Below are 26,247 nucleotides of genomic sequence, written 5' to 3'. Positions count from 1 at the left end.
CCTATCCTCTTTGGAGCTTATGCACCAATTCGTCATACTCCATATTAGATTCTTTTAAAATTTTCTCTAACAATTTACCGGAAGCTTCCATACCACCTATTTTTTCAGCTTCTAAGAGCTTTTTGTATACACCTTCTATGAATTTTACGCCATCCATATTGGGTCTTCGTCTAACAGAGTGATATCCCACTATTTCGCCTCTTTCATCCAAGGATGCGGTTACATTTGCAAAAACCCAATAATATCCGCCCTTAAAGCTTCTGTTTTTAACAAATGCAAAAATCTCTTTCTTTGATTTAATCCTATCCCACAAGAGCTTAAAAACAATACGAGGCATATCCGGATGCCTTATGATATTATGAGGCTTTCCTAAAAGATCACTCGCCTTAGCCCCAATGATTTCCAAAAAAGGCTCATTGCAATATGTTATTTTTCCTTTTGTATCAGTTTTAGAAACTATAAAATCATTTTCTTTTACAAAATACTGCTTCTCTTCTTGCATACTATAAAAACCCCTTAATTAAAGGAAAATCTATATAAATAAAAAGGATTATATCTAATAAAATATAAATTTTATAAATTTTTAATAAAACTAATCAGCATTTGATTATTTTTACCACCTGCCACTAGCTCCACCACCGCCAAAGCTTCCCCCTCCTCCGCTAAAGCTACCGCTGCCAGAAGAACCGCTTGAGCCGCCACTATCATCACTACTATATACTCTGCTACCTCTACTTTTAGATTTTCTATTTATAGAGCTATTCATCTTTTGAACCATAGGATAAATCAATATAAAAAACGCTCCAAGCAGAGCAAAAGAGACTAAAGCCGTATCAGTCTTTAAAAACATATCCAGAAAAGAAGATGAAAACACACTAGCAAATGCCGACATAAAAGATGTTAAACCAATGTCTTTTAAAAACTTAAATTTAAAAATTGCCCCTATGAAAAGTAAAGCAAATCCACCAACTATCATAACGGTAGTAAAACTAAAAAACGTATCTATCTTAGGATCCGTCACATAATCATTACTGCTATCATCATCTATGAAGTCTATTATCTTAGTTACTCCATCTAAGATGCCTTGTTCGAAATTACCATCTTTAAATTTAGGAAGTATTACTCTTTGTATTATCTCATGGGTTATAGCATCTGTTAATGATGCTTCTAAACCATATCCGACTTCTATACGAATTTCTTTTTCATTTGGAGCTATTACTAATAATACTCCGTTATCTTTATCTTTTTGTCCTATAGCCCAGTATCTACCAAGTTCAAGAGAGTACTCTTCTAGACTTCTTCCTTGAAGAGAATTTAAAGTAACTACAACAACCTGATTTGTAGTATTTGATTCATGGTTTGCAAGAATTTTAGTTAAATTTTCTTTTGCTCCTTGGCTTAGTATATTTGCTTCATCTACTACTCTGCCGGTGAGGGGTGGGAATGAAATTTCACCTGCAAACAAAGATAAAAAAGTAAATAAAATAAGTAAAATTTTCTTCATTTCTAAGCTCTTAAGCCTTTTTTGCTTTTTTGATACCAAACAAAGGGTTTAAAAAGCCCAAATCCACATACTTGCTGCCATCTTCCCTCATATCTATACGCATAGTTAAAAGTGTAAATACAAAGACAATGCCAAAAAATAGAAAAGAAGGCATGCCATAAGGCAAGGCTTTCATTAAAAACACAGTTAGCATGCCTGAGAGCACAGAAGACATACCGACTTGAATCAAAAAAAACAGATTAAACTTATGACTCACAATCCACAAAAGAAGCCCCCCAAATACCGATATCGCAAGTATGGCTATAGTGGCATCTTCATAAGGATGGTTGATGTAGTCATTGCTCTTATCGTCATCCATAAATTCCAAAGTCTTGATAACACCCAGCTTGAAAGCGCCGTCTATATTTCCTTGTCGTAGTCTAGCCTCTATAATCTCAGATGCTATCGAATCACCCTTAAGCCAGTCGCCGTTTGTAACGATAATAGCTTTTGAATTTAGATAGTCTCGCGAGTCGTAAGATACAACTAAAATAGCTGTCTTATCGTCTATATTCCAGTGTTTTGCAAGATTTTGAGCGTAAGTAGTGATGTACTCTTCTTTTTTTAGTTTTACCGTAACTACGATAAGTTTGTTACTATATTTGACCTCATGCTCCTTTATCCTCCTGCTAAGATCGCTCTTCGCAACTTCATTTATCAGACCTGACTCATCCATGACAGTGCCTGAAAGCTCGGGGAAATTTGCCTGACTAAAAGCAAAGCTAAAAATAACCACCAAAGATATCAAAATTTTCTTCATAACAACCTCTTTTATCCTAACTCTACCACTTGCCGCTGGCTCCGCCACCGCCAAAGCTTCCGCCGCCGCCTCTAGTGCCGCTGCCGCTGCCACCTTCGCTTTCAACGAAATATTTATAGCTATCAACCCCTTCTTTCCAGCCATATATTAATTTTTCATCAGGTGTGCGCATAATCTCTTTTAGCACATAAGGAAAAGCAACTACTATACTTAATAAAATGGCTAATGTTTTATATATTATAGGATCTATTGGCGCGCTGATAATAGCTCCGACAAAGCCTCCTACTATGATCGAACCAACGATACTAGAACCTATATCGCTTATCACCCTGCGTCCGCTTAGCCTACCTATAAATATAAAAACAGAGCAAGACGCTATCAAAAAGGCAATAACCAGCAAAACATTATCGACAAATACCTGCTCTTTTACCACATTGTTGCTTGCATCTTCATCCGTAAAGTCTAAAATTCTAGCAACCCCTTCTAAAACTCCTTCTTCAAAATCACCGCTTTTAAATTTAGGCACCATTACTTTTTCGATTATGCTCTTGCTTGCAGCATCTGTTAAAACTCCCTCAAGCCCGTATCCAACTTCTATGCGCACTTCTCTTTCACTTGGAACTACTACTAACAAAACACCGTTATCTTTATCTTTTTGTCCTATGGCCCATTTTCTTGCAAGCGCTAAAGAGTAGTTTTCTATGGAGCGGTTTTGAAGCGATTTTAAGGTTACGACTACGATTTGATTAGTAGTTGCTTTTTCATGAGCTTCAAGTGTCGCAATTAAGCTATCTTTTGCGCTTTTAGTTAGTATATTTGCTTCATCCACAACCCTGCCTGTAAACTCGGGAAGTGAAATTTCAGCCGAAAAGAGTGATATAAAAGCTAGTAAAATAAACAGTATCTTTCTCATAACAACCTCTTTTTTGAGTCAAATTGTAGCTGATTGCAAATTTGACCTGTGTTTTGCGTAAATTTTATAAATTTACCATCTTCCGCTGGCTCCGCCACCGCCGAAACTTCCGCCACCGCCGCTAAAGCCGCCTCCTCTACTTCCACCGCTAAAGCCTCCACTACTGCTACCTCCACTAAATCCGCTGCTTTTCAAAAGTCCTCTTGGCATCTTTCTTATGCTGTTAAAGGCAAATACAAAAACTACGATTGCAACAACTGTAGCCACCACTGTCGCCATCACAGCTGAGCCTGTAAATGCGATAGCCAAAACTCCGACAAAAAATCCAAGCAAGCCAGACGCTAGAAGAGAGGTAGCTATATCGCTTACTATCCTATGTTTAAATAGTCCGCTAAGAAAAACCAAGATAAGCGAACCTCCTACAACACTCGATGAAAGCGTGTAGAACATATCCTCGATCGGATCCGTCACATAATCATTACTGCTATCATCATCTATGAAGTCTATTATCTTAGTTACTCCATCTAAGATGCCTTGTTCGAAATTACCATCTTTAAATTTAGGAAGTATTACTCTTTGTATTATCTCATGGGTTATAGCATCTGTTAATGATGCTTCTAAACCATATCCGACTTCTATACGAATTTCTTTTTCATTTGGAGCTATTACTAATAATACTCCGTTATCTTTATCTTTTTGTCCTATAGCCCAGTATCTACCAAGTTCAAGAGAGTACTCTTCTAGACTTCTTCCTTGAAGAGAATTTAAAGTAACTACAACAACCTGATTTGTAGTATTTGATTCATGGTTTGCAAGAATTTTAGTTAAATTTTCTTTTGCTCCTTGGCTTAGTATATTTGCTTCATCTACTACTCTGCCGGTGAGGGGTGGGAAATTTAACTCTGCAGCAAAAATAGCCGCAAAAAGAAGCAAAACCGACAAGATCTTTTTCATAATAGCTCCTTTATGTTGCTATTTAAACGAAACTTCCGGTGTCTTTTGCTCGCTCTCAGCGGCTTCAAAAGTATCTTTTACCTTAGCTTCAGGATGAAAAATTTGAGCTACAAATTTGCCAGGAAATGTTCTAAGAGCCAAGTTATACTCCTTAACGGAAGCTATATAATCCTTCCTTGCTACAGCGATGCGGTTTTCAGTGCCTTCAAGCTGAGACTGGAGAGCTAAGAAATTTTTATCAGCTTTTAACTGAGGGTAGTTTTCACTAATAGCCATAAGTCTTCCAAGCGCTCCGCCGAGAGTTTTTTGAGCCTCTTCAAATTCTTTAAGCTTTTTTGGATCCTCAATAGTACTAGCATCTATCTTCATTTGTGAAACTTTGCTTCTAGCCTCTGTAACCTCAGTAAATACACCTTTTTCGTGTGCTGCATATCCCTGAACAGTATTAACTAAATTTGGTATCAGATCAGCGCGTCTCTTATATTGATTTTGCACTTGCGACCACTTCTCTTTAGTTGTCTCATCAAGTGTCGGAACTTGATTGTAATACTTTAAGAAAATTCCTCCAAACATGGCAACTATGACTAAAAGTCCTGCTAATCCTTTCATTTTAAACCTTTCTTAGTGATTTTAAATTTTAACTTATTATAAGCTTTTATAATAAAGCAACTTATGTAAACCTACCAAAACACCAACCATAGCCATTTTAAGAATCTTAGCTTTTTATAATTTTGCAATACACAACCGGTTTCAAACTTAAATTTCTGTATGCTTTGCCATTTAAACTATTAAATAGCAAAGAAATAAATTCACTATCAGTCAAAACATTTAAGTTTACCAATAAAGCAAAAAATATTCGTTTTAAAACCTTATTATATAAATTTTCTATTTTGATTATACTACTTTTTTAATGAAATATTAATACGAATTTTTTTATAGCATAAATTATTTTTGATGATGAAATTTATATTAAAATCAAAAGAAATAGTAAAGCTATCAATTTATATTTTTAATGATAATTGTACTCATAGAGGAAATTAACCTATTCCTAATCGTCAATATTATCAAACATAAAAAGCTTTTATAGTTTTATAAATATAGACAATATAAGATCAACTATTATTGTAATATATGATTTAGAAGTTAAAATATAATAAATACTGATAAATATTAAACAAATCAAATAGGCAAAATCTAGAAAGCTAGTTTTGTTTGGCATAAAATAAGCTCTAATACGAAAATCACTCCACACACTATTATATAGATACTTTTGATATAACAGCAACTCATACTATATGAATACATCGAAATAATCTGATCGTTGAACAAGGGACTTCGTTTCTCATGCTTCGGAATAATGATAGGTTCAAAGGTACTGTTTCTATCTCTCGGTGCATGAATATCGGTAGTACTGTTATCATCCAATACACTCTTGTCAGTATAACCGTTACGGCTGTTACCGGTGTTATCCACTGCATTGTCGTGCTTTCTGTAACCAAGATGCTCATCCATTTCGGCTTCCAACACACGCTCATAGAACCTACTCTTAAGCTGTCTCAAAAGCCCATCAATGCCGGTAAGTTCGTCTTTTGTCATCCCATGAAAATCTCTTTTGGTCAAGCATCAAATCGATTACATCTTTTTCTTTGTTCTTTCTTTTGGCTGTCATAATATTTCTCCTAATATATCATTTTTCACCCATTTACACAATTTATTTTAAATTAAAATTTATTAATCCTTACATCAGCCAAAATTATTTTAGACATCTTATCAACCTCTCTAGTAACTTCATTTGTTTTATCTACTATTCTGATATTTTGATGAGTCATATCATCGATTTGAGAGATGGATTTATTTATCATGCTTATGCCTTCAGCCTGCTCTTTTATACTCTCACTCATCTCATTTATACTTTGAGCTAGGACATTTGCATTAGCTTCTATCTCACTTAGTGATTTTTGAGTTCTTTCCGCTAGTTTTCTAACTTCATCTGCAACTACCGCAAAGCCTCTTCCGTGTTCTCCAGCTCTGGCTGCTTCTATGGCTGCGTTAAGTGCTAGTAAATTTGTTTGATCTGCTATATCTCTTATTATTACTATTATGTTTTTTATCTCTTCTGATTGTCTTGTTACATCTTCTGCTTTTTGACTTATAGCATCCATTGAGCTTGACATCTGTTCTACTGCCGCAGCACTTTCTTGAAGAGAATTTGCTTGGATGTTGGTTCCGTTGGTAAGCTCTTTCATGGATTTAGCCAAAATATTAGCCTTTTCCTCGAGCATCTGAGCCTCATTTAGATTGTCTTGGAGCATCTTACAAATTACATCTCCCATGTTTTTTACGCCCATAACCATATCTTTTAAATCACTTTCAAGCCCCTCTCTAAGCTCTACTTTTTGAGTAAAATCATTTTTTGTATATAGGCTTAAGACCTTTGTGATATCTTTTAAATTTTCAGATATAGAAACAAAGAATGTATTTAGTAAATTTTTTAATTCCAGAAGTGACGGATTATTTGGATCGGATGAAATTTTCACACCCAAATTTCCTCTGATCATCAAATTCGCAACACTATTTAGCTCATCTATCATCATGTTGTCTTTCTTGATACCATCTATAACTTTATCTATATTTTCATTAATTGCCCTACTCATGACTCCAAATTCGTCATTTGTGCTTATTTCTAGCTTTTTAGGAGCTTTTGCTTCATGAGTTACAAATTTAAATACGTCATTTAGCTTATCTTGGATAGCTTTTATTGGATTTAGTGATTTTTTAAGCAGTATATATACAAACGCTGAAAGAGATATCACAAATATTATCGCTAAAATAGCTTGAGTTCTTAAAATAGGCATAGTACTGTTACTGAAAGTATCACCCTCAATCTCTGCTACAGCCAGCCAACCCTCACTATTTAAAGATAAAATTTTAGCAAATACATTGTGATTTTCTTGATTTACATAAGAAATCAATCCATTTTCATCAAAATTTTTACCCTCAACCTCTTTCATAAGCTGCACTGTAGAAGGCAGAGATTTTGACAAATTGCCTGAGTTTGAATGCATTAAAATTTTTGCATCTTTGCCTTCAATGACATAGATATAGCTATACTCGGTTCTACCCATTTCAAGTATCTCTTTATTTAGTCCATCTATGCCAACATTTAAAGACGCCACACCTATTAGCTTGCCATCTTTTATAGCAGGAGCAGAAAAACTAACCACTAGTTGATTATTTGCTACAGATATATAAGGCTCTGTAAAGATAGCCTTATTTTCAGATTTTGCCTTTTTATACCAGCCACGAGTCCTTGGATCATAGTCTTTTGCCGGGTTTCCGTCTGAAAAAAATGTTGCACCATCAGATTCTCTACCGTAATAAGCAAGAGATATTAAGCTAGTACCCCAATGCCTAGCATCTTTGACTATTGTTAAAATTTCATCATCGTTTCCAGAAGAATCAGCTATATCTCTAGCAAGTTTTACTACATACTCTTTATAAGAATCAAAAAATTCACCCATAACACTTTTTACATCTTTTAGGATCTGCTCTTGATTTTGATTTACAAGTTTGACAACCTTATCTTGAGCCATACAATAATTGACCACAGATATGGCAGCAAACGAAATAAAAAGTGCCACAATAAGCATAATAGCTATTTTGTTTGTTATCGATCTCATTTAATATTTTCCTTATTTTAAATTTTAATTAATTCTACTAGTTTATTATTTAAAAGATATTAAAACAAATAGTATTGCGAGATGTAGAAAATAGCAAATTCTACCGCGATTATTCACGGTAGAATTTAAAAAAATTATGCAGAAAATTTAGGATCGCTAAATGCTGTTAGATTAGGAGCTTTGCCTTTAAATTTCTCGATATTTACAAGAGCTGTATGAGAGATATTTCCGTTTGCAAGTTTGCTGGTTGGCATATCTATAGTTAGAGTATTTGCCGAACCGTTTTTGCAAAGTCCGTTCATATCAGGATCATACCAAGCACCCTCAGCTAGTCTTACAACGCCAGGCATGATGTTTTTAGTTACAACCGCTCCAGCAAGCGCTTCACCACGAACATTAAATACGCGAACTAAATCACCACTCTTAATACCAAGTGATTTAGCATCTTTTTCGTTTATCCAGACTGGCTCACGATTTGCTACTGCGTAATTATCGCGGATGCTTGTGTTGCTTAGCTGTGAGTGAAGTCTGTCTGCAGGGTGAGCGCTGATCATGTGGAAATGTGCAGGTTTGTTTTGCATACCTAGCCACTCAATCGGCTCAAACCACATTGGGTGTGCCTTGCAGTCATCATATCCCATCTTTTCGATAGTTTCAGAGTAAATTTCGATAAGCCCTGAAGGTGTTCCAAGCGCGTTTAGGATAGGATCTTCTCTAAATTCTCCGTGTCTTACCCATTGATCGCTCTCCGGAGTGGAAGCAAATGTCACAGGCTCATTTGCAGCCCAAAATTCTTTAAAAGGCTTCATATCTGTTACTAGATCAGGCACTGCTTTTACTTGGCTATAAGCTGCGTCATAATACTCTTTGATCCAGTCAAATTCGTTTTTACCGTTATCAGTATATGCTACAACTAAATTTTTCGCATAGGCTTTACAAAGGTCGCTAAATATCTGATAATCGTCTCTTGACTCTTCAAATTTTTCAACGACTTGCTTCATAGGAACGATGTTCATATTTGAGTAATCGCCAGTCATTGTAATGTCGTTTCTCTCGTAAGCTGTTGTGGTTGGGAACACGATATCAGCCATCTTTGCAGTTGGTGTCCAATATGGCTCGTTTACTACAATAGTTCTTGGTTTTTGCCATGCTTTTACAAGTGTGTTTGTATCTTGGTGATGGCAGAATGGGTTGCCACCTACCCAGTAGATAAAGTCTATATCAGGATATGTAATCTTTTTACCGTTGTGATCTATTACCTTGCCAGGATTTAACAACGCATCTGCAATTCTAGCTAGAGGGAACACGTATTCTGTCGCTTTTGAAAGCCAACTTTGACCTGTTCCTGATACCGCAACCGGTTTAGCTATGAAGCGACCATTTTTATCAAAGCTTCCTGAATTTGTACCGATAAATTCTCCGTATTCATTAAAAAATCCCAAGCTGGCACTATTCATACCGCCGATTACTCCACCTTTGCAAGTAGGCGCGCCACCGTTTGAATAGTGGTAGCTTAAGCCAAAGCCTCCGCCTGGAAGTCCGATTTGACCGAGCATAGCAGCTAGAGTTACCATAGCCCAGTGCGGTTGCTCACCGTGATGAGCTCTTTGCATACCCCAACCGCTCATTAGCATAGTGCGGTTATTCATAAATGTATCCGCAAGCTCTTTTAAAAGCGAAGCTTTAAGCCCACAAATTTTGCTTGCCCACTCTAAGTCTTTTACTACACCGTCTGTTTTACCAAGCAGATAAGGAAGGAATTTATCAAAGCCAACTGTATAAGTTGAAATAAAATCTTTATCGTATTTATCGCTTGTATATAGGTAATGCATCATACCAAGCATCATTGCTGTATCGGTATTTGGTATAGGAGCTATCCACTCGGCTTTATCAAAATATTGAGCTGTTTCACTTCTGATAGGATCTATGATGATTACTTTTTTACCCGATTTTTTAAGCTCTTCAAGATATTTAAAGCCCTGCTCGTCAGCACTTGTCCATGCTATTCTAAGTGTATTGATAGGATTTGCACCCCAAATTACAACTACTTTTGAGTGTTCAAGTATAAGCGGCCAGCTGGTTTGCTGCTCATAAACTTCAATACTTCCCATAACGTGAGGCATGATTACTTGACTAGCTCCTGTTGAATAATCTCCCAGGTGTCCTACAAATCCGCCACTTAAATTCATAAATCTATGAAGCAAAATTCTAGAATTATGCACGTTTCCGCTTGATTTCCAGCCGTAGCTTCCCGCAAATACACTTTGAATTCCTTTTTCTTTTCTTGTCTTTTTAAGCTCTCTGGCTACAAGCTTGATCGCGTCTTCATATCTTACCCTAACCCACTCGTCTTTGCCTCTAAGTTCCGGTTTTGGATTGTTTGGATCCATTAGATAGCTTTTGCGCACCATCGGATATCTTATGCGACTTTTATATACCATATCGGCGGTAAAATTTTGAAGCGGATTTGGTATATCGCTTGTCTTTTGGATAGGGTTTGAGCCGACGATCACTCCGTCTTTAACCTCTACTTTTAGCATACCCCAGTGAGCTGCGGTATTTACGGTGCCGTTTTTGACAAGTCCTGAATTCAACTCATCTGCTAATAAATTTGTGGCTGTAACTTTTGATAGTAGCGGAGCTCCTGCCAAAAACGCACCAAATTTTAAAACATCTCGTCTTTGTGTATTCATCTTTTCTCCTTTTATAGTTGTTATTACTTAACGTCTGATGAGTGTTTTTGTAAATATTGCGTGATAAGCCACTCGTCTTTCTTATCTATCGCGGTTCTGCTAAGCATCGATTTTATAAGCCCTGGCCATTGATTTGCTTTATAATGATCGGTTGCATGAGCAGTGTGGCAAATCCCACAATTGTCTTTATACATCTGATCAGCTCTTGCAAACATAGGAGCTAAATCACTAGTAAAATCTCCCTTGGTTGTATAAACACTCACTTCAACCTTGTCCCATTTTCCTCCCTTGCCTTTTTCGACTAAGTTAAATTGGACATTAGCTGTTTTTGAGAAAGCAGCCGCAATAACTCTTTGAGAGTCGCTGTAATAAATCACATTATTAACAGTTGGATTTTTATACCCACGTATAGTTATCTTTACTTTATCTTTACTCTCTTGAGTAATCTTAACTGCGTTTGTTGGAAGCAACCTGCCTATAGACTTAGTCGAACTCTCGTCCGCAAAAATCGGCTTCACAACATCTGTATAAACATCGCTTGCAGCAAACAGCGAACAAGCTAACGTTGCAGATAGTAGTAACTTCTTCATATTTCTCCTTGTCATGTGGTTGTAGAGAAATTATAGATAAAAAGTATGATTTAATTGTGATTTTTTTGTAATATCTAAAAATTTTGTAAATTAAATATAGTAGTTTTTAAATTTATAAAGCTAGCGTAAATTCATATAAAATATCAAAAAATTGGAGCTATATTAAATATAATCAACTCCATTTATCGTTCTTTCGCACTCTTCATTTAAACAAAGTTTATATCCTATGCCTTGTGCATTTTGGATAAGCTCAGGGTATAGTTTTTTTCTAAGCTTATAGACAAACGCCCTAATAGCATCGCCCGTACAACTCTCGCCTAGCCAAACGCAAGCCTCTATCATATCAAAGCTAACAGTTCTTGTTTGGTTTTTAAGAAAAAGATGAAGCAAAGCCTGCTCTTTTTTAGTCAGTGCCACAGGCAACCCATCCTTATAAAGCTCTCTTGTAAATGCATTAAATATAAAGCCTTTTTTAAGATCAACACTTGCAAAATCGCTCTTAAATTTATTTGCTGCAAAACTCATCATCATCACAAGCTCTCGTTTATCAAAAGGCTTTTTAAGCAATCCCGAACTCTTTACGTCAATAGCGCTTAGCATATTTTCATCGCTATCATAAGCGGTTAAAAACAAGATGGGCACGTTCTCATCAGTCTTTCTAATGATAGCTGCCATTTTTAACCCGTTCATTCTAGGCATATTTATATCAGATACTATCAAATTTATATTGTGTTCGCTAAAGCACTCTAGCGCCTCTTTTGCATCTTTGCAGGCGTGAAGTTCATTTACATATTGACCTACAGAGCTTTTTATAGCCTCCCTTAGGTCATCGTCATCTTCAACGATCATTAAATTTACATCTTTTAAAATCTCTTTTATTTTGTTATACACCATCTTTTGCCTTTAAACAAAGCGTGAATTTTGTAGGATTTGCATGACTTTCAAGCCTTAATCGTCCATTTAGCTTATCGGTCGCTAAAATTTTAGCCACATATAGACCCATTCCAGTTCCTACATCTTTTTTGGTTGTAAAAAACGGTTCAAAAATTTGCTCCATTTCCTCTTTAATACCTCTTCCGTTATCGCTAACGCTTATACAAATTTCATCACCGACCCTTTTCAAATCTATCCATAGCTTAGGCTCGAAATCAACATCATCTTTCATACATTCAACCAACTCGTCTTTAGAATTTGAAAGCAAACTGATTAAGATTTGTTTTAAATAAGAAGGCACTCCATTTACTATAAAATTACCGTCTTCGTAACAAAATTCAAATGAAATTGCGTTTGTATTCATCTGAGGCTTTACTATAAATGTAAGCTCATTTATAACGTCTTTTACATTAAAATCAATTACACTGTTGTCTTTTTCATAAAAACTTCTAAAAGCGCTTATGGTTTCATCTATGAGCTTCACACCTCTTTTACAGCGAGCAAGATGGATTCCGATATCATCAAATTGATTAGATGATACACACTCCTCTATATTTTCAAGCGAAAGCAATATAGAGCTTAAAGGTTGACGTTGCTGATGTGATATGGAATTTACCATCTCTCCCATTACTGCGGTTTTTGCATTTACTATTAACATTCTATGATGCTCGGCTTCTTTTTCTTCAAGCTCCCTTTCGTGAGTCACATCGCTTGCGGTTATTATAAGCCCATCGAATTTAACTCCGCCATCAAGCACACTAGAAATATTCAGGCGATAGAAGCGTCTATTTTGATTAACTACAAAATTTTGAGTATCGTAAGGATGATTTTTAAGGCTTAAGAAGCTTTTTAAAGCACCCAATTCATTGACATTTAAAATAAGATTATCAAGAGTTTGTCCGTAATAGCCCTTGCTTTCAAGTCTAAAAATTTGCTCAAATTTTTTATTAATAAATTCTACAATCCCATCTTTATCTATAAGTAAAAGTCCTAAATTTGGAGTCTTTGCAAATGCTTTTTCAATATCATTTTTAATTAAAGCTGTCTTGTTTAAAAACAAAAACAATAAAAATCCGCCAACTCCAAATCCTCCAAATATTGCAAATATGAACCTATCATGCTTAAAATAAAAATAACAACAAAGCAATTCAAAAGCAAAAAACATTACCAAAGCAGTGGTAAAAATCCATTTTTGCAAAAAAACTCCTAAATTTTATTCAGCCACACAAATTTTAGTTTAAATCTTTATATCCGACTATATTGAGCCCAAAACCACTAAGCGCTACAAATTCTCTGTTTTTACTAGAGCTTATCAGCTCCATATCCTCTATGCCAAATTTCCTTAAAATTTGAGCTCCGATACCAAAATCCTTTATAGTATTATCGCAAGTCTTCTCATCTTGCAAAAAGACTAAAATTCCACTATTTTCGCTTAAATATTTTATAGATTTTAAAAGCTCTTCAAATTTTGATGAAGTCAAAAGCTCCATATCGCTTTTTGTTTTATGAAATTTGACATTGGCCCTTCTTGAAATTTCACCGAAAGTAAATACAAAATGCTTTTGATCTCTATGGTCCTTTATCTCGTGCTTTATCGCATCAAACCCAGCTATCTTAGCCGCAGCCTTATCCTCAATACTGATTAAACTTTCATGCTTTAATCTATATTCAACAAGCTCTGAAACAGAGACCATATTTAGATTAAATTTCTTACAAAACTCCTCCAGATCAGCCCTTCTAGCCATATTTCCATCGTCTTTTACTATCTCGCAAATCACGGCAGATTGAGTAAGTCCAGCATATTTACAAAGATCCACAGAGCCCTCCGTATGGCCTGTCCTACTAAGAACTCCGCCTTTTTTGGCTATAAGCGGGAAAATGTGACCCGGCTTTACAAAATCTTCAGGCTTAGAAGTATGATCGGTTGCTAAACGTATCGTCATATCACGCTCATAGGCACTAACTCCGGTAGTAGCGGCTTTTGCATCGATAGTGACTGTAAAAGCTGTCTCGTGACAAGAGGTATTTTTACTAACCATTAGATCAAGTTCAAGTCTTTTTGCTATATCTTCGCTAACTGCAAGACAAAGAACGCCTCTAGCATGAGTTATGGCAAAATTTACTTTTTGCGTATCACTAAATGCACCAGCAAAGACCAAATCTCCCTCGTTTTCTCTATCCTCATCATCAACCATTACAATCATTTTACCATTTTTTATATCGGCAATTGCCTGCTCAACTCTATCCATTTTTTCTCTCTATAATTGAAATTTACAAGCATTATACCTATTTTTGTTTAAAATTAAAGATTAAAACAAAATAATAAACAATCTATAAATTTTATATTTTAAATATGTTATTTAGTTTGTAATTACTGAGCAAAATTTAATTACTACATACTTGCATACTATTTATTTTAAGCCATATAGAATATAGCAGAAAGCATTACGAGTTAATAAACTTATGCATAAATAATATGCTAATTCCACAATAAAGACAGTTAAAATACATTACAAAAAACATTAAAAAATCGCAAGAAACTATCGAAAATTTACTAAATTCAATTTAAGCAAAAATTAAGTAAGTTTGTGAGGGCTTCAAAACATCGATAAAATGGGGGTTTGGTTGCGGAGGACGGATTTTAAATTATTTTAAAAACTACGTATTTAACACAATATCAATATATATTATGTTTCTAGTGTCCGTTGTAGTGTCCTCAATAATTTTTATATAAAATTTTTAGGAAAACAACGAGTAACCTTTAAAATAAAAAACAAAGGCTGCTTATGGATATATCGCCAGAACTATATCTAAAATTTGCTAAAGATATTGAGCCCGGAATTTTTGAAAATAAAACCCCTAAAATTCATCTTGACCTTATTAAATTTATCGATAGACCAGAACAATATAAAGCCGCAGCGGTTTTTAGGGGTGCGGGTAAAAGTACTCTATTAAACAAAATTTATGCTACCGCGCGGATATACTTTAAGGCAGAGCCTTTTATCATGATAGCCTCCAGCAACGAAGAAAAAGCAATAAATTTTCTTGAAGCTGCAAAAAATATCATAGATAAGGCAACAGCCAAAGGCTACGGAATCAGGCGTGGCAAAACATGGAACAAAGACAAGATCGAAGTCTTGGTTGATACCGGGCAAAAGGACAAAAACGGCAAAAAAATTGAAAAAAAGTGTTATGTGGTGTCTATCTCAGCCGGGCAAGATCCGCGCGGTGCAAATATAAACAACATCAGACCAACGCTTATTATTATAGATGATTTAGAAAGTAAAAACGGACAATACGGTATCACTAGCAAATCAAATAGACAAAAACTAAAAAGTTGGTTTTATGCCGATTTACTCCCTGCCCTGCACCCTACAAAGGGTAAGATAGTAATTATAGGGACGATATTGCACGACGATAGCATATTAAACAATATCATTAACCCAAAAGAAAGCGACGAAGAGGCTGATAAATTCAAATGGACAACCATCAAAATACCGATACTCAAAAATGGGGTGAGCTCATGGCCGTCAAGATTTCCTCTAGAAAAAATCAAGCAAATTAAAAACTTGCTAGCCGGCAAAGGAATGTCAAACGAATTTTATCAAGAGTATATGTGTGCGGCCATTGACCCTCAAAAGGCAATTTTTAAAAGGGAGTATTTTAGATATTTTAAAGAGCTAAATTTTGATATAGATAAACCTTTTGTAACGGTGAATGTAACAGATGGAGTTAATAATAGAGAGCTAAAAACGCGTAAGGCCAAAAGCATAACAACCGCAGATGCAGAGGGAATTTCATTAAGCGAATGTAGAATTTTTACCACGATAGATCTTGCAAGCGATAAAGGCAAAGATCAAACCGCCATTGTGACTTCTGCTATAGACAAGAAAAATAGAATTTTTATTATTGACGTATCAAGCGGTTTTTGGACTCCATTTGAAAAAAGCGTGAAAATTATAGAAATTTATCTTAATTTCCAGCCAAACAGGATAGGCATAGAAAAGGCCGGGATGCAAAATGACTTCTTCTACACTATCGACGTGATACAAAAGCTTACGGGAGTCAGGCTCCCGATTGATGGGCTTAGCCATCAGGGCAAAGCCAAAAACACAAGGATATCAAATCTAGAGCCATATTACCGCACCGGGCAAATATACCATAACGCAAGCCTGAACGCTACTAATGAACTTGAGGCGCAGCTACTTAGTTTTGATCCGGAAGTAGAGAGTAAAAGCGATGATCTAATGGACGCTGAAGCCTATCTTTTACAATACCTGTTAAATCGTTTCTTTGACGAAAGAGATTATGTAGACGAGGAATATGACGGCTGGGCAGATGAAAGCTGGGTGTAGATGCGCAACCCGGCCGCCCGGCAAGCGCCAACGCTGACGCCAAGCAAAGGCAAAGAGTTAAAATACATATAATTTTACATAAAACGTATAGCAAATTAGATAAAAATGCGCTCTTGTCGTAGTTTTGTAGATAAAATATAAGATAAATTTATAATGTAAAAATCTCAAATTTTTAAAATTTTAAAACTGAATGTGGTATTATGGCTCGGCAGTCCAATGGGTTCATACCTCCCTCTGCCTCATAAAAAACAACCAATCGCACCAAACACCAGCCCACCAACCTTAAAAAATAAAACTAACTTGCCAACTCTAACCTTAAACCAAATCAGCCAAATTTAACCAAAATCAATCAGCCCAACCTTAAACCGCTTTTTTCTCAATTCCGCAAAAGCCCATTTTACCGCACTTTTAGTTTTTTTGTATTGAAAATTGTGCTTTTCATTGTATTTTTTTATGGCCATTTTTTGCGAAAATCCCACATCTGAACCTTAAGCCAATTTTTCATTTTTTGTCGAAAATCCTAGCAAAATCCGTGCAAATTTCTCTCAAAAACACTCCTTTTTCGTAAAATGGGCTGGCTAAACTCTCAAAAACTCACACATACACCCCACCCCGACAGTTCATCTTGTTATTTTGCTCCCGCATTTCCCGTGTGTTGGTGCTTAGCGCTTATTTTTTTGTCTGAATTTTTCCAAAAGATCCAAAAGCTCGTCAAAAGCTTTAGCTTTCTCATAATTTGCAAGCCAGCTCTCTATCCAGTCTGGGACTGGACGCTTTTCGTCATTGAAACTTCTCACTGATGCAGGATTGAGACCGACTGTAGCCGCAAAATCTGCTACAGATAGGTTCATTGCTTTTAGTTTGGATGTGAATTCATGTTTTGTCATTTTGTTCCCCCCTTATACATTATATATTATTATTGCGATTATATCAAAAAATGAAACAAAATATTTTATTTTTTTAGAAAAATAATTCAAAATGTTTTAAAAACTCTTGACAAATAAAACAATTTGTGTTATTATTTCAATAAATTAAAACAAAATGTTTCAGAAAGGACAAAAAATGAAACCACAAAACATCAAAAGCGGAGAATACACACAAATCATAAGCGGAGCAAAAAACGTCTCCGGGAAAGGCAAAGAGTACCTAGTCAGATTTTATAATGGTATGATAGGAGAATATATGTATGTCACCGAAGGCACAAAAATATATTGGCTTGAGCCAGGCGATTATATCGGCGACAAAGATAAAAAGATGTTTGCAACGATAACATCTAATAACAGCGAAAAATACTTTGTTAAAAATAAAATATTTAGAAACACAAGCCCAATAGGAAATGGAAGCATAGACCATTTTGTCGAACTAGAGAACGGGAAAATACTAGCTACAACTATAGAAGGAGATTTAGGATATATAGAAGTTTCTAAGAAAGAATACGAAGAAGAAAGATGGATTGAGAGGTTCTAGATATGAAACTCTCACAAATTTCAAGCTCCTACATAAGGGAGCTTGAACGAACAGACTATGCTTATGTAGGCGAAATAAAATGCCTATATAAGCATACAAATAAACTTCCAGGTGATATAGAGAAAATCACTCAAGCGGATATTGTGGCATGGATAGAACATATGAGAAGCTATCTAGCTCCTCAAACAATCAAGAAGATTGTATTAGCGTGGAGAAGAGCTTGCGAGTTTGCGATAGAAAAAGGCATACTTGACAAGAATCCCTTTTTAAAAGCCAAATATCCAAAAGTTCATATCCCAAGAACCTCCCCTTTTACAAAAGAAGAGGTAACAAAACTACTAGAATGCTCAAGCGGTAGCATGCAGGCTTTTTTGGCTGTTGCCTTTTATACAGGGGCTAGGACATGCGAGATACTGGCTCTTGAGTGGAGCGATATAGATTTTGAGAAAAAAACTATATCTATCACAAAGAGCCTCTCAAGAGGTATTGTGAAAAACAGGACAAAAACAGAGGTGGATAGAGAAATACCACTATTTGATGAGATATTGCCGTATCTAGATCAGATTGATAAAGGCACTAGGTGGATTTTTTCATACAACCGTGATCACCTATTTGGCTCCTATTCTTTGTATAGGCCATGGAAAAGACTTTGCAAGGAGTGCGGAGTAGAATATAGGTCATTGAGACACACAAGACATACTTTTGCTACTCACATGGTGGAAAAGGCTGTCAGAGGAGAAATCCCAATCAAGTGGGTATCACAAATACTAGGACACTCTTTAGAAATGACACTGAAAGTCTATGCTAGGTTTATCAAAGACGAACATTTGGGTATTGAGAGAGGGATGAATATTTTTTAGCGCCCCTTGACTTTTTGTTAGGGGAGCTGTAAAATGCTGACTGTGTGCATTTAGGCTTTTAGGCAAATTCTAACATAGCGAGACACTGCAAAAAGCGGACGAAGTAGAGTTTCAAAGCCTAAAAGGCAAATTCTAACCTAATCGCTTTTTTCATGTGGATTATTTTAATTTAGAGTTTCAAAGCCTAAAAGGCTTTGAAACAAGCATGGAGAGATTAAAACTTGTGGTGCGGTTTGGACAGAGTTAGAATTTGCCCTTTGGGCTTTAAAAAAACAATATGATTTGCACCCAAGAGCGCTCGGCGTCAGCGCTCAGGGATTATAAAATCAAGAGCCAAATTTTAGGCTCTTAAACGGATCTGCGCCGCCAAAGCCGCCAGCCTTCTCACGCCTAAGTAGCTCTATATCAAGCTTCACGCCGTCTTTTTTCGCTACATCCTTATATAGCTTAAATTTTCTCTCCAGCTCGCGTTTCTTCTCTTCAAGCTTTGATTTATCCATCTTCGCAAGCTTTTCATTATGGGCTTTCGCCTTTCGCATCTTATCTTTGTCCTTGCTATCAGGCACTCTTGCAGGCACGAGCTTCGCATACTCGCGCTTGACCTTATTTACCTCTTTTTTATACTCTTTCTCAGGATCAAATCGCCTCACACCGACACCGCGCAAAAGTATCCCACCATATCCGAGATCCTCTTTGTTATAGTCTTTTGGTGCTATGTCAAGCCCCGTTATATCCGCGATTGCCTGTTCGCCAAGCTGCCTTGCATATCTTCCAAGCGTTATAGGCGGAAAGTAGCTTTTTACAAGCTCTCCGCTGCGGCTAAAAATTCGCTCAAGCATCGTATCATCCTCACCTTCAAGGCTGTATCCAAGCGTACTATTACCAGCTAAGATAATATTTCCAGCTCCCATCACAAACCCGCCGGTAAATTCAAGCTTATCAAACCCATCAAACCTAAACCCGGGCATAAGCCGCCCTGAGTTAAAGTACCAGCCTGTACTGCCTACCCTGGTCCAGCTTTTTAATCCGAATATATTAGGCAGCACTCCGCTTTCCGCCCACTTTGGTTTTGCAAGGTTTTCTTTTTCATTATCTCCAAGCCAAGCGCTCGCACCAAGCCCTGCCATCACAGCCTGCATCATCAAAAACCTATGCGGCTTCTTCATGGCTGCCTTTAGCACCATAGGCGTAGCTTTAACCGAATAATGGATAAAAGGCATCACACCACTCTTATCAGCTAGCTTCAAAGTACCGTTAAAATGAGTAGAATAGTCCACATAATGATACTGCGCATCCTTCATCGCAGCGGCAAGCTCATCAGGGCTAAATTTCTTAAAGTCATTTACATTAAAGCCCCTGTCTTTGGCGATAGCCTCTAAATTTTTCTTAAATCTTGCGATCTTAAATATCTTATCCTCCAGCGCATACAGCCTCCTTGCGAAGTCGCCGCTTTTAGAGCCCTCTGTCATATACAAAAACTCCCCTATTTTTCGCAGTTTGCCCTTTTGCACATCACCTTTTAGCGGCTTTATCACTCCTTCAAGATCGTTTAAATGGCTATCAAGTCCTAGCGAGTCCGCGAACTTCTCCCATTTTTTAAACTCCCCGTCCCTACTCATTGCCTTGCCAAACATCTTCATGCTTTCCAAAAAGTCTCCATGCAAAAACGCCAGCGACATATTTGAGACGAAGTTATAGGCATGTGTAAAAGGATTTTTGACAGTTACGTTCACCTTGATATGATCTATGATTTTATAGTAGAAGTGATTATACCTCGCCATCTCTCGCCCGAACACTTCCGCCTCTTTTAAAGCCGTGTGTATCTCTTTCGGGACATATTTGCCCGCAAGCGCCCCATATTTTTTAACGCCGCCTCCTACACTCTCATCACTCACTCTTACATATTCTACGTCCGCAGACGAGCCAAGCCCGTCTTTACGGGCGGTGATTTCATCCCCTGCGCCCCTCTGAAGTCCCCGCGCGCGGGGTTCCCCTGTTTTTAAAGCTATAAACTCGCTCTCATCTATAGCAAATTTATCGGCAAACTCTTTGAGCAAATTCGCCTTTTGCAGCTGCAACTTCTGCTCTAAGATAGTGTTTGTGATTGCAAATGCCGCGTCATCTTCTATCTCAAGCAGCTGTTTTTGCTCCCATGTGAGATCTTTTCTTTTAAAAAATTTTGATTGAGAAAGCGCTTTTGCTATTTTCGCGTTACCTTGCGCCTCTTCAAGATGCTTTTTATAGTAGTGTTTTATGTAGTGAGTTATGACGTTATCTTTATCAAGAGCTCCCGCTTCTACTAGAGCGTTTGCGCCGTTGTCTATAGCCTGCCTTACCTTTGTATATAGACCTCTAAGATGCTCAGGAAGGCTTTCTACTATCTTTTCAGTTGCCACCACGCTCTCACCTGCAAGCTCTTCTAACCCGTCTTTGCCAAGCTCTCCGTCAAGTGCCCTAAAGAGTATCTTTCTATCGCTCACACTTAGATTACCAAAATGCTCTTTAAACTGCTTAGCCTGAGCATATATAGCAGCTCTAGTTCTTGTATAAGTTTGCAAGAGTTCATCAACCTCTTTGCCGAATTTCCTCACATCAAGAACTTTGCCTGCATACGGGATATTCTCATCCGCCCAATTCGCGAATTTATCATATCCGCCCTCAACCTTTTCAAAGGCATCATCCACAAAGTTGTCAAGCTTGTTTAAATACTTTAAAAGCCCGCCCTGCTTCTCTTTTAGCTCCCTTAAAGGACACTTTACCTTATCCATCAGCATAGCTCCAATCCGTCTTTTATATTTCCATCTTCATCAAGATTTTTAGCCTTAAACTCTTCAAACTTTCTTTCGGCAATAAGCTGTTTTTTAGATTTAAAGTTTATAATTTCATTGTGCCCGGAGTAATTGTAAGTTAGAGTATTATTCTCTATGCCGGGCTTTCTGTTAGAAAAGAAGCTTATTATTCTCTCTTTCCCGTTTTTTTCACCCGCTATCACTCTAAATCTAACCCCCTCATCGTTATAAGCCTCATAAATTCTCTTGCCGTCTTTTAGGCTCATCTCGCCGTTTCTGATCACGTCTCCCATCTTTAGATACTCTTTTTTTGTGACAAACCCACTCTCTTTAGGGTCTAAATGCTTTTTTATATGCTCTGCGCCAAAGCCTTTTTTGCTTACAGGGTTTTCTATCCCTTTTTCAAATTTTATAAATTCCTCCGCCGCGGATAGGTCTTTATTTACCAAAGTTGATTTTTTATCGTTAAAGGCTACGTTGGCTATCCCCCTAACCTCCCTTTTTAGCCTATTTAACTCGGCGGTCTTTACTATCTTTTCTTTTTTGATAGGATCAAGCTCGTTGTGATAAGCCGCCTTTTCTTCAAAGCTCATACCTTTTAGCTTATCTTTACCCATAAGCTCATCCATTGCGCTTTTTCTAACTGGAATTTCGTCTATATCAGCCTTGCTAAAGCCGTCTATCTTAACCGCTCCGCTCTCGTCAAAATCCACAAAATACCGCCTTTTATCTCCACCTTTGCCAACCTTATCAAAGTAAAATTTATTCTCATTGATAGATTTTATTTGGCTGTTTGATATATCTTTTTTAAGAGTTTTTATCTGCGCCTCGTTTAGATCTATACTCTTGCCTTTTGCAAGCGTCTTTACATTTTTTAGATCAAATTCTCTTAAAATTTCATCCTTTACGTTTATGTCTTGTAGGCTATCTTTTACGAAGTTATCTACACTTTTTTGAATCTCATTTACTACTTTTTTATCGCTAAAATCTATATCTTCTCCATTTTTTATTTTTTTTGATATAATACCTTTGTCCGAAGAGTGTTCTATGGGCTTTAGGGCGCCAGAGCTTCGGACGGTATCGCTCGACGTGGCAGTCTTCACGTTGGCTTTGATAGGAGTTTTACCAAAGTCTGTCCTGCTGGCAAAAGCGCTATCTTTCTCAAATACCCCGCTTTTAAAAATTACTTCTGCCTCATCACTAATTTTATTTAAATTCGTTGGTAGCCCAAGCTCGCCTGCCGATTTGCTACCTTGCGGGATGAAAGTTTGGATAATGCCCGTATTCTCTTCTTGTTTGTTACCGATTGTAGTATCATATCCGCCGTTTTGTGGTATAATATCTTTAGAAAGCGGTTTGGCATGAAACGTCTTGCCCGTAAAAGCTTCAGCGAGTATATTTGAAGCTTCTCCGCTTTTAAAAATTACTTCTGCGCCGCTGTCAATTTTGTTTTGTAATGTACTTATTTTTTTCAATGAATTACTCGAGACTACATATTCACCTCCGGAATCTTTTGTAATACTTGTAAAAACAGCCTTTTTATCGCCAATATCTTTTATAAAAATATATCCGTCGCCGTCCTTTACAACAAAATCAGGCTTTTCAAGCGTTGGCTTGATAAGAGACACAAATTCTGTTCTCTTTCTACCAACCAATTTTACCAAAGACCCAAATTTTAACCTTACAGCTCCTCCTAAAATTTCTTTCACCTGAGACGGGATTTGTGCTATATAATCATCATAAACACTTTTTAAATTAAATTCTTTTTTCCATTCGCCAATTATTTTTTCATCAATACTGAAGTTTTCTTTTGATACCACTTGCTCTGGGCTAATACGGGCATTATCCGCGTCATCAAATTTAACGGCTCCGCGCTCTTCCACTGCTTCATCGATCTTGGCTCTCCCAGCATCCTCGCTGCCGACTGGAGAATCTGGTCTGCCATTTTGTGGTATTTGTGCATCGCCTGCTTGTCCTGCCTCTGCTCTGCTTGCATTATCGCCGAGACCAAAAAGGCTATTTTGTACCCTCCCAGCCTCTCCTGCACCCTCTGCTCTGCTGTTTTCATTTATTCTTGCCTCCGCCTCTTTTGTTTTTATAAATCTATCTAAAATAAATTTTTCGCCCTCTTCGTCTACTTTAACGCCTATAAATTCGTTAGCTATGTTTAAATCTTTTTTGGCGTAACTATCCGTAAAAGCTTCCGCCGCCTCATCGGTAAAGCCGGCTTTTTTAAGCCTTGCATAAAACATATCCGTAGGAGTATTAAAAACAAAGCTATTTTCTATAGCATAAAGTATTCTATAGCCGCTAAACCTATTTTCAACGCCTTGTCCGTTATTTATAAGACTTGTTATAAAAGCCTCTTCTTTGGTCGGCTTGTGAGCTAAATTTACAAGCTCGGTTAGCATTCTCGGTCTTAAGTTTGGGTTTTCTTTAACTATCTTGTGAGTTGTTTTTTGCATATCCGCATATTGTGTTAATGAGCTCTCTTTGGCTTTATAAATGCTATCCATAACCGCATCGCGCTCCATTTGTAAAGGAGCAAAATACTCTTCCGCCTTACTAGGATTACTTAAAAACTCTATCCCACTTTTAAAATTTTTTATATCGTTAAATTTCTCATCATCTATTACGCTTTTTTCTTTACCTGCAAGATAGTCATTATAAACCTGCCTTCTTACATCCTCACCGCTATTATGAAGATAAAAGTCTATATACTCCTTTACGCCAAAGCCTTCTTGTTCGTTTGGCTTGCCCACACGTGATGCTGCATCCACCCTTGAAAAATCATCATTGTTTAGCGCATCTATATCAGCTTGTGAAGTTGCCTCTTTTATTCTGGCATCTTTTGCTTTGGCTATAAGCCTACTTATGCCTTTTGCGGCAAGCTCCATAACACCGCCAAGCAAAACCCCGCCACCGGCACCTATTGCCGCATCTTTAAAGACATTTTTATCTTCATCTATGCCTGTTCCATATATAGCATTGCTAAGCGCTCCAGTTGAAGCATAATAAAGTGCTTTTCTGCCTAAATTTGCGCCACTTGCAAGCGGTATAAAATTTATAGGGTCAGTTGCAAGGCTACCAAACATCTCGCCGACAGCACCTTTTATATTCCACTCGTCAGGATGTGCTTTCGCCCAGCTCTTCTCTAGCCGCTCTACTTTCTCAATATGAGGTTTTAACGCTTTTCCTATAGGATTTTTGTGTATATACTTGCCATTTTCATCTCTTTGCCCTTCATAAAAAGGGTTAAGCCTGTCTACAACTTCTTCTGCTGCGTTATATATGCTTGCAACCCCTTTTACTACGCCCTTGCCTATTCCTGCCCAACCCCTAATATCATCTATTTTTTGAGCCTCAAAAGCCGTCTTTTCGTCTATATCGCCCGCTATTACTTTTGCTTTGAGTTCATCATTAAGATTGCTTGCTTCAACCCTGCTTTCAAGCTCTCTTTGTTTTTTCTCAAGTTCAGATTTTTGTTTCATATACTCTGTCTTCGCAAAGGTGTTAATACTCTCCGGAGAAAAACCGGCTTTTTCAAAACTAGTTATAAGATCGTTACCCAAAAACTCCCTAGCAGTCATTACATCACTCCGTCGTAAATATCAAACCCAAACCTATCGCGTTCCGATTCGTCGTAAGCCCCCGGCTTAAATTTAAACTCCGGCATCTTCTTTTTCTCTTTTTTATCACGCACTTTAGGCAAAACATCCGGTATTACCTTCTCCTGCTCATCATTTGCAAAATCAGCCGCATGCTGCGCCATTTCAATTTGAGTTTTGGCCTCTTTGAGAGTATCGACTAGATCCGTCTTTTTGATGATATATTTTCCTTCGCCTACCTTTCTAAACCCCTCTCCCCGTATTATGCCTTTGCCTACGAGCGGCGCTATCTCATCGGCGCTTGTGAGCATATACCCATCAGGCACGTCTATATCTTCGCTCTTTTTTTTGCCGTCTTTTTCTTTTTGCCTTAGGTTGCCGTATGCGAACACTTCCTCGTCACTCCAATCTTTAGTGGCTTGGGGGTACATCTTTCTGAGCATAGATATATTGGCCGCTTTTTCAGCCTCCTGCTGTTGTCTCTTATGCGTTCTTTCCTGCTCTTCAGATAAATATTTTTTACCCAAAGTGTCATAATAACCCTTAGTCACTTCTAATTCTGCTTGTTTTGCCAAAAGCTCTTTATCGAATTTAAGCCTATTGAAGTCACTATCTTCTTTGTGTTTTTGGATTTCCCAGTCAAATTTGGTCTGATTAAAATTCTTTTCATCAGCATATCTTTGCTTCTCATCATCAATCTTTTGACGATTTGCCCCTATCTGCCCTAGCTTCATAAGACTATCACCGATCGCACCAAATGCCGCGCCTACTCCTGCCCCTTTTGAAAATTCAGGAGCCCTTAGATACTCTATATTAAACCCACGGCTCATTATATGTCTTCCTCCTCTTTCTTTTTGTTGCGAGATGTTTGAAAATTTGATGCATTCCACGCATTTTCTAGTGTTTTTTCTGCCTTGTTGCGCCTACGTCTCTCTTCTCTTAAAATGTCTAAATTTAGGTCATAGTGCTTTTGCGCAAGCTTGCCTTGTTTGTATGCTCCATAAGCACTGCCAACACCTCCAACGATAGCTCCCAAGCCTTGCAGGCTATCTGCATTGTTTTTGAAAAAATCATTAGTTTTGCCAATCCAATCCCACATCTT

General features: G+C 37.2%; 22 protein-coding genes and 1 pseudogene. 3 read left to right on the top strand and 20 right to left on the bottom strand.

The annotated features are described in order from the left end of the window. Window position 1 precedes the first annotated feature (1 nt). The 14 genes and pseudogenes from CDOMC_RS04650 to CDOMC_RS04595 all read right to left on the bottom strand — a co-directional run bounded on the left by CDOMC_RS04650 (window position 2) and on the right by CDOMC_RS04595 (window position 14,315). Complete coding sequence (locus tag CDOMC_RS04650) at window positions 2-502, bottom strand: PAS domain-containing protein (RefSeq protein WP_172128352.1); 501 nt, start codon at window positions 500-502, stop codon at window positions 2-4. 111 nt (window positions 503-613) lie between these two features. After that, window positions 614-1,504, bottom strand: coding sequence for a TPM domain-containing protein (locus CDOMC_RS04645; protein ID WP_172128350.1), 891 nt, complete (start codon window positions 1,502-1,504; stop codon window positions 614-616). 10 nt (window positions 1,505-1,514) lie between these two features. Next, complete coding sequence (locus CDOMC_RS04640) at window positions 1,515-2,219, bottom strand: TPM domain-containing protein (RefSeq protein ID WP_236861367.1); 705 nt, start codon at window positions 2,217-2,219, stop codon at window positions 1,515-1,517. A gap of 106 nt (window positions 2,220-2,325) precedes the next feature. After that, window positions 2,326-3,216 carry a TPM domain-containing protein gene (locus tag CDOMC_RS10150; protein WP_172128346.1) on the bottom strand — a complete coding sequence of 297 codons (891 nt, stop codon included), beginning with the start codon at window positions 3,214-3,216 and terminating at the stop codon, window positions 2,326-2,328. A 72-nt stretch (window positions 3,217-3,288) separates the two neighbouring features. Beyond that, entirely contained in the window at window positions 3,289-4,170 is an 882-nt protein-coding gene (locus CDOMC_RS10085; protein ID WP_218975690.1) for a TPM domain-containing protein, read from the bottom strand. An 18-nt stretch (window positions 4,171-4,188) separates the two neighbouring features. Next, complete coding sequence (locus CDOMC_RS04630) at window positions 4,189-4,779, bottom strand: LemA family protein (protein ID WP_172128344.1); 591 nt, start codon at window positions 4,777-4,779, stop codon at window positions 4,189-4,191. Window positions 4,780-5,364: 585 nt separating this feature from the next. After that, window positions 5,365-5,766 carry a transposase gene (locus CDOMC_RS04625; protein ID WP_172128342.1) on the bottom strand — a complete coding sequence of 134 codons (402 nt, stop codon included), beginning with the start codon at window positions 5,764-5,766 and terminating at the stop codon, window positions 5,365-5,367. A gap of 125 nt (window positions 5,767-5,891) precedes the next feature. Beyond that, entirely contained in the window at window positions 5,892-7,025 is a 1,134-nt protein-coding gene (locus CDOMC_RS10335; protein WP_442861618.1) for a methyl-accepting chemotaxis protein, read from the bottom strand. 195 nt (window positions 7,026-7,220) lie between these two features. After that, window positions 7,221-7,691: pseudogene (locus CDOMC_RS10330) on the bottom strand (PDC sensor domain-containing protein); the annotation flags it as partial. Window positions 7,692-7,984: 293 nt separating this feature from the next. After that, window positions 7,985-10,543, bottom strand: coding sequence for a molybdopterin-dependent oxidoreductase (locus CDOMC_RS04615; RefSeq protein ID WP_172128338.1), 2,559 nt, complete (start codon window positions 10,541-10,543; stop codon window positions 7,985-7,987). Window positions 10,544-10,566: 23 nt separating this feature from the next. Beyond that, window positions 10,567-11,133 (bottom strand): cytochrome C, encoded by a 567-nt coding sequence (locus tag CDOMC_RS04610; protein ID WP_172128336.1) that lies wholly within the window; start codon window positions 11,131-11,133, stop codon window positions 10,567-10,569. A gap of 162 nt (window positions 11,134-11,295) precedes the next feature. Next, entirely contained in the window at window positions 11,296-12,027 is a 732-nt protein-coding gene (locus tag CDOMC_RS04605) for a response regulator transcription factor (RefSeq protein ID WP_236861355.1), read from the bottom strand. Next, the gene (locus CDOMC_RS04600; protein ID WP_236861354.1) at window positions 12,017-13,264 is read right to left on the bottom strand and encodes a PAS domain-containing sensor histidine kinase; all 1,248 of its coding nucleotides are present in this window, start codon (window positions 13,262-13,264) and stop codon (window positions 12,017-12,019) included. The genes CDOMC_RS04605 and CDOMC_RS04600 overlap by 11 nt, the downstream gene beginning before the upstream one ends. Window positions 13,265-13,298: 34 nt before the next feature. Beyond that, window positions 13,299-14,315 carry a bifunctional 3,4-dihydroxy-2-butanone 4-phosphate synthase/GTP cyclohydrolase II gene (locus tag CDOMC_RS04595; RefSeq protein ID WP_172128334.1) on the bottom strand — a complete coding sequence of 339 codons (1,017 nt, stop codon included), beginning with the start codon at window positions 14,313-14,315 and terminating at the stop codon, window positions 13,299-13,301. Window positions 14,316-14,852: 537 nt separating this feature from the next. Between CDOMC_RS04595 and CDOMC_RS04590 the strand changes: the two genes are divergently transcribed. Next, window positions 14,853-16,421 carry a phage terminase large subunit family protein gene (locus CDOMC_RS04590; RefSeq protein ID WP_172128332.1) on the top strand — a complete coding sequence of 523 codons (1,569 nt, stop codon included), beginning with the start codon at window positions 14,853-14,855 and terminating at the stop codon, window positions 16,419-16,421. A 335-nt stretch (window positions 16,422-16,756) separates the two neighbouring features. On the opposite strand, the gene CDOMC_RS04585 is transcribed toward CDOMC_RS04590, so the two are convergent. Next, complete coding sequence (locus tag CDOMC_RS04585; RefSeq protein WP_172128330.1) at window positions 16,757-16,900, bottom strand: hypothetical protein; 144 nt, start codon at window positions 16,898-16,900, stop codon at window positions 16,757-16,759. A gap of 183 nt (window positions 16,901-17,083) precedes the next feature. Next, window positions 17,084-17,308, bottom strand: coding sequence for a hypothetical protein (locus tag CDOMC_RS04580; protein WP_172128328.1), 225 nt, complete (start codon window positions 17,306-17,308; stop codon window positions 17,084-17,086). 175 nt (window positions 17,309-17,483) lie between these two features. Here CDOMC_RS04580 and CDOMC_RS04575 point away from each other — a divergent pair, with 175 nt between their 5' ends. Together CDOMC_RS04575 and CDOMC_RS04570 are read left to right on the top strand one after the other, a co-directional pair. Then, the gene (locus tag CDOMC_RS04575; protein WP_172128326.1) at window positions 17,484-17,888 is read left to right on the top strand and encodes a hypothetical protein; all 405 of its coding nucleotides are present in this window, start codon (window positions 17,484-17,486) and stop codon (window positions 17,886-17,888) included. A 2-nt stretch (window positions 17,889-17,890) separates the two neighbouring features. After that, on the top strand, window positions 17,891-18,748 hold the full coding sequence (locus CDOMC_RS04570) for a tyrosine-type recombinase/integrase (protein WP_172128324.1): 858 nt from the start codon (window positions 17,891-17,893) through the stop codon (window positions 18,746-18,748). 326 nt (window positions 18,749-19,074) lie between these two features. Here CDOMC_RS04570 and CDOMC_RS04565 read toward each other — a convergent pair whose 3' ends face one another. Genes CDOMC_RS04565 through CDOMC_RS04550 form a run of 4 tightly spaced genes read right to left on the bottom strand, consistent with a single transcriptional unit; the run spans window position 19,075 to window position 26,244 of the window. Beyond that, window positions 19,075-21,516, bottom strand: coding sequence for a hypothetical protein (locus CDOMC_RS04565; RefSeq protein WP_172128322.1), 2,442 nt, complete (start codon window positions 21,514-21,516; stop codon window positions 19,075-19,077). Then, on the bottom strand, window positions 21,516-25,127 hold the full coding sequence (locus CDOMC_RS04560; RefSeq protein WP_172128320.1) for a hypothetical protein: 3,612 nt from the start codon (window positions 25,125-25,127) through the stop codon (window positions 21,516-21,518). Before CDOMC_RS04560 ends, CDOMC_RS04565 begins: the two co-directional genes overlap by 1 nt. Continuing rightward, the gene (locus CDOMC_RS04555) at window positions 25,127-25,975 is read right to left on the bottom strand and encodes a hypothetical protein (protein WP_172128318.1); all 849 of its coding nucleotides are present in this window, start codon (window positions 25,973-25,975) and stop codon (window positions 25,127-25,129) included. Before CDOMC_RS04555 ends, CDOMC_RS04560 begins: the two co-directional genes overlap by 1 nt. Then, window positions 25,975-26,244, bottom strand: a complete 270-nt coding sequence (locus tag CDOMC_RS04550) for a hypothetical protein (protein WP_172128316.1) — start codon at window positions 26,242-26,244, stop codon at window positions 25,975-25,977. The genes CDOMC_RS04555 and CDOMC_RS04550 overlap by 1 nt, the downstream gene beginning before the upstream one ends. Window positions 26,245-26,247: the final 3 nt, after the last annotated feature.

Source organism: Campylobacter sp. RM16192, assembly GCF_004803855.2.
Lineage (GTDB): Bacteria > Campylobacterota > Campylobacteria > Campylobacterales > Campylobacteraceae > Campylobacter_A.
Note: the sequence above shows the minus strand (reverse complement) of the source record. Positions and strands in the feature narration are given on the sequence as shown.

Coding starts and splice junctions, on each gene's coding strand:
- CDOMC_RS10150 (WP_172128346.1), bottom strand. CDS start 3,216: ATGAGAAAGATACTGTTTATTTTACTAGCTTTTATATCACTCTTTTCG.
- CDOMC_RS04650 (WP_172128352.1), bottom strand. CDS start 502: ATGCAAGAAGAGAAGCAGTATTTTGTAAAAGAAAATGATTTTATAGTT.
- CDOMC_RS04610 (WP_172128336.1), bottom strand. CDS start 11,133: ATGAAGAAGTTACTACTATCTGCAACGTTAGCTTGTTCGCTGTTTGCT.
- CDOMC_RS04565 (WP_172128322.1), bottom strand. CDS start 21,516: ATGGATAAGGTAAAGTGTCCTTTAAGGGAGCTAAAAGAGAAGCAGGGC.
- CDOMC_RS04605 (WP_236861355.1), bottom strand. CDS start 12,027: ATGGTGTATAACAAAATAAAAGAGATTTTAAAAGATGTAAATTTAATG.
- CDOMC_RS10085 (WP_218975690.1), bottom strand. CDS start 4,170: ATGAAAAAGATCTTGTCGGTTTTGCTTCTTTTTGCGGCTATTTTTGCT.
- CDOMC_RS04590 (WP_172128332.1), top strand. CDS start 14,853: ATGGATATATCGCCAGAACTATATCTAAAATTTGCTAAAGATATTGAG.
- CDOMC_RS04640 (WP_236861367.1), bottom strand. CDS start 2,219: ATGGATGAGTCAGGTCTGATAAATGAAGTTGCGAAGAGCGATCTTAGC.
- CDOMC_RS04575 (WP_172128326.1), top strand. CDS start 17,484: ATGAAACCACAAAACATCAAAAGCGGAGAATACACACAAATCATAAGC.
- CDOMC_RS04560 (WP_172128320.1), bottom strand. CDS start 25,127: ATGACTGCTAGGGAGTTTTTGGGTAACGATCTTATAACTAGTTTTGAA.
- CDOMC_RS04595 (WP_172128334.1), bottom strand. CDS start 14,315: ATGGATAGAGTTGAGCAGGCAATTGCCGATATAAAAAATGGTAAAATG.
- CDOMC_RS10335 (WP_442861618.1), bottom strand. CDS start 7,025: ATGCCTATTTTAAGAACTCAAGCTATTTTAGCGATAATATTTGTGATA.
- CDOMC_RS04580 (WP_172128328.1), bottom strand. CDS start 17,308: ATGACAAAACATGAATTCACATCCAAACTAAAAGCAATGAACCTATCT.
- CDOMC_RS04550 (WP_172128316.1), bottom strand. CDS start 26,244: ATGTGGGATTGGATTGGCAAAACTAATGATTTTTTCAAAAACAATGCA.
- CDOMC_RS04570 (WP_172128324.1), top strand. CDS start 17,891: ATGAAACTCTCACAAATTTCAAGCTCCTACATAAGGGAGCTTGAACGA.
- CDOMC_RS04625 (WP_172128342.1), bottom strand. CDS start 5,766: ATGACAAAAGACGAACTTACCGGCATTGATGGGCTTTTGAGACAGCTT.
- CDOMC_RS04630 (WP_172128344.1), bottom strand. CDS start 4,779: ATGAAAGGATTAGCAGGACTTTTAGTCATAGTTGCCATGTTTGGAGGA.
- CDOMC_RS04645 (WP_172128350.1), bottom strand. CDS start 1,504: ATGAAGAAAATTTTACTTATTTTATTTACTTTTTTATCTTTGTTTGCA.
- CDOMC_RS04615 (WP_172128338.1), bottom strand. CDS start 10,543: ATGAATACACAAAGACGAGATGTTTTAAAATTTGGTGCGTTTTTGGCA.
- CDOMC_RS04555 (WP_172128318.1), bottom strand. CDS start 25,975: ATGAGCCGTGGGTTTAATATAGAGTATCTAAGGGCTCCTGAATTTTCA.